At 46.5% G+C, this 3,371-nt stretch carries 3 protein-coding genes and 1 pseudogene; 2 read left to right on the top strand and 2 right to left on the bottom strand.

Features of this window, described 5'->3' with window-relative positions:
• Positions 1 to 598, top strand: a 598-nt coding sequence (gene istB, locus FVR03_RS23790) for an IS21-like element helper ATPase IstB (RefSeq protein ID WP_147924270.1), incomplete at its 5' end; no start/stop codon positions are given.
• A gap of 362 nt (positions 599 to 960) precedes the next feature.
• Here istB and FVR03_RS23785 read toward each other — a convergent pair.
• Positions 961 to 1,622: pseudogene (locus FVR03_RS23785) on the bottom strand (transmembrane-type terpene cyclase).
• A 211-nt stretch (positions 1,623 to 1,833) separates the two neighbouring features.
• On the opposite strand from FVR03_RS23785, the gene FVR03_RS23780 reads away from it, so the two are divergent.
• Positions 1,834 to 3,051, top strand: coding sequence for a sensor histidine kinase (locus FVR03_RS23780; RefSeq protein ID WP_147924269.1), 1,218 nt, complete (start codon positions 1,834 to 1,836; stop codon positions 3,049 to 3,051).
• 22 nt (positions 3,052 to 3,073) lie between these two features.
• Here the strand turns inward: FVR03_RS23780 and FVR03_RS23775 are convergent.
• Positions 3,074 to 3,371, bottom strand: a 298-nt coding sequence (locus FVR03_RS23775) for an outer membrane beta-barrel protein (RefSeq protein ID WP_147924268.1), incomplete at its 5' end; no start/stop codon positions are given.

Genomic DNA, 3,371 nt, shown 5'->3' with positions numbered 1-3,371 from the left:
GCGGGAACACCAGAAAACACAGCGGCATATCCGTGCTGCCCGCTTCCGCTACCAGGCCAGCCTGGAAGAGTTGGATTATTCGGCAGGCAGAAGCCTGGACAAGAACCAGGTGATGCGGCTGGCCGACTGTCGCTTTATTGACCGGAAAGAGAACCTGCTCGTCACAGGCCCGACCGGGGTAGGCAAAAGCTACCTGGCCTCAGCGATCGGCTATCAGGCCTGCCACTTGGGCTATAAGGTCCGCTACTTTAACATGGCCAAGCTCTTCAGCTGGATGACCATGTCCAAGGCCGACAACTCCTACCTGAGAGAACTGACCAGACTGGAGAAAACAGACCTGCTCATCATAGATGACTTTGGCTTGCAGCCTATCGATGGCAGTAACAGGATGATGCTCATGGAGGTGATAGAAGACCGCCACGGCAAGCATTCCACGCTCATTGCCTCTCAGCTTCCGCAGGAGAAGTGGTATGAGCTCTTTGATGACAGTACCATTGCAGATGCCATCCTGGACCGGCTAACTCATAACGCCCATAAAATAGTACTCAAGGGAGAATCAATGCGTAAGCTCAAATCCGGTATTAGAAATAACCAGTAAATAAATGTAGCTTAATAGAAGCTTTGAATGACCATACCTGGGGAGTGTTCAGTTTATCCGGAATAGGGTGTGCAGTTTTAGCGGAATATGCATTATAGCGAGTTAGCTGCAACAGGTCCGGAACAGAGTTCCTCCTGCTTCATGTAAAGTTAACAGTCTCCTGCTGGAAGATTACAAACAGCGGCTTTATCTCTGATTTCAGAGCTTAAGGATTATGTATAGTAGAAAAAAACAATGTAAGTAGAGAATTAACCTACTCCGTGATTCTGACAAACTACAACTTCCCATCCCGCTCCTAAAAACTTATCCTCCCGCTTCAAATTCAAAGATTTAAAGAATACTATTCTTTAAAAAAGCACAACCTACCACCTGCCCCACGGGTTTTGGCCAGAAGCTTTTATTTTTGTGTATAGCAGCACCAGGTAAATAAGGTCGAATACAAAAATGCTAATGTACAGCAGCACCAATAGGTTAGAATGAGGGAAGTACAGGTACAGCAACACCGACGGAAAAATGGTGCCTATCATTTTGCTAAGGGCAATGTACACCGACTGCCCCTGCGGGCTGTTCCGCTTCAGCAGCAGGTGAATGAACAGCACGCTCATCAGAAGGTTCTGGCTAAAGGCCGCGTAAATACCTATATAATCGTTAAACTCACGTGACAGCAGCAGGATAAAAAGGGCAGCTAAAACAAGGGTTAGCAGAAAGGTGGGGTAAAAGAGCCAGCCAGGCAAATGCTTTGTAAAATCCTTTTTCCCGTATAAGAGAAACTGCGCCAGAATACCTGCATCAAAGGCTAACCAGACATAATCTACATAGAGTTGCGGCGTGCTGTGTGGGTAAACAAACCAAAAATAAACTCCCACGAAATATTGGCACAAAGTGCCACCATCGGCATGCCGTAGCTTTTATCGATGTAACCACGCCGCAGCAGCAGCAGGTAGGCTAGCGTCCAGAAAACGCCGCTGCTAATTTTTAAGACAACATCGAGGGTCGGGTCTACTGCCGCTGGGTTTTGTAGCATAACTTCTGACTAATGGTCTGTTTATAAAGCCTAACTTAGATTATTTGTACAGCCAGAGGCTCCAGCTATTTACGCTTCTCTACAAGCTGCCTGTTGCAATCTCCTACAAGTTATAATCCTGTTTTAAGCATTTTTTACTAAATTTGAAGTAAAGCGGAAAATAACTCTTAAACCTAACTTTCCGCAAAGCGGTTTAATCTATCCTTAATTTATGACTGATAAGCAGGACGAGTTACTGACAGATATGGAGGCAGTCAGGCGGATACCCATTGTACCAGGCATGCTCGAAGTTATTTGCCGGACAACAGGAATGGGGTTTGCAGCCGTGGCTCGTGTAACAAAAACCAGATGGCTGGCTTGCAGCGTGCGCGATGAGGTGCAGTTTGGATTGCAGGAAGGAGGAGAGCTGCAGATAGAGACTACCCTTTGCAATGAAATACGAGACAGCCTGGAACCGATTATATTTGACAATGCTGCCGAAGATAACCAGTACCGGCACCACCATACACCGCGCCTCTATGGGCTACAAAGTTATATTTCTGTACCCATTGTTTTAAGAGACGGTACCTTTTTCGGAACCCTTTGCGCCATAGGCTCCAAACCGGCCAAGGTAAATAACCCAACCGTTATTAGTACCTTTAAAATGTTCGCAGAGCTGCTGGCGTTTCATCTGGAGAGCCTGGAAACACTGGAACGAACGCAGAAGGCTAACCTGAAGCTGGAGGACAAAAACCGCTTGCTGACCAACGCCAATTTTGACCTCGACAATTTCGTTTACACCGCCTCACACGATTTAAAATCCCCGATTTACAATATAGAAGGTCTGCTAGAGGCGCTCTCTGAGGCAATAGCTAAAGAAAACCTGAACCGGAAAGAGATTGAGCAGATTACTGCTTACATGAAATCATCTCTGCACCGACTTTCCGCCACCATCAACGATCTCACTACTATTGCCGAAATAGATAAAAGCAGTGCACATGAGGTTTCGGAGCCGCTTGATATATGTGAGATGGTAGACACCGTGAAGCAGGATTTGCACGGTATTATAGCCTCCTCCGGCGCCACTATAACCACCGATTGTACAGATGATGCTAACATACTGGGCTTTACCAGAAAAAACCTGAAAAGCATTCTATACAATCTCTTAAGCAATGCCATTAAATACCAGCAACCAGGCAGACAGCCGGTGGTGCTGGTAAAAATGCGAAAAGATGGGAATAACACCATCCTCAGCATAGCTGATAACGGCTCGGGCATACCTACCGATAAGCTCTACAATGTATTTACCATGTTCAAACGGTTTCATGACCACGTAGAAGGCAGCGGTCTGGGTTTGTACATCGTGAAACGAATGGTAGACAATGCCGATGGAAAAATTACAGTAGAAAGTGAGCAAAATAAAGGCACAACCTTTACCATAGTTGTTTAGCCAAAGCGCCTGCTGCATTTGGTTAATTCCCTCCTGCCCTGCTTTTCTCTTCTTCAGCACCGGAAGCTCTGCGGCGCGATGGCGCTACCTGCGATTTTCCGAACTTATAAGTAAAGCTGAGGGTGGCTACCTGCGAGTCGCGGACCTGGTAAAATTTTTCGGTGTAGCCTGTAAGCGCGGTAGCTCCCCTGGTTTTGTTTGTGTAAAATATATCATTTACGTTCAGCTTCAGGCTGGCTTTTTTATCCCATAGCTGCTTCTGTACCCCCACCGCCATAAACCAGATTGGCTCGATTTCCATAAATCCGTATACCTCCCGC

This window comes from Pontibacter qinzhouensis (genome assembly GCF_008017455.1).
GTDB classification, from domain to species: Bacteria; Bacteroidota; Bacteroidia; order Cytophagales; family Hymenobacteraceae; genus Pontibacter; species Pontibacter qinzhouensis.
This window is presented reverse-complemented; position numbering and strand designations above follow the sequence as displayed.

What these genes read in the sequence shown, in the direction of transcription:
- FVR03_RS23780 (WP_147924269.1), top strand. Translation starts at nt 1,834, where the DNA reads ATGACTGATAAGCAGGACGAGTTACTGACAGATATGGAGGCAGTCAGG.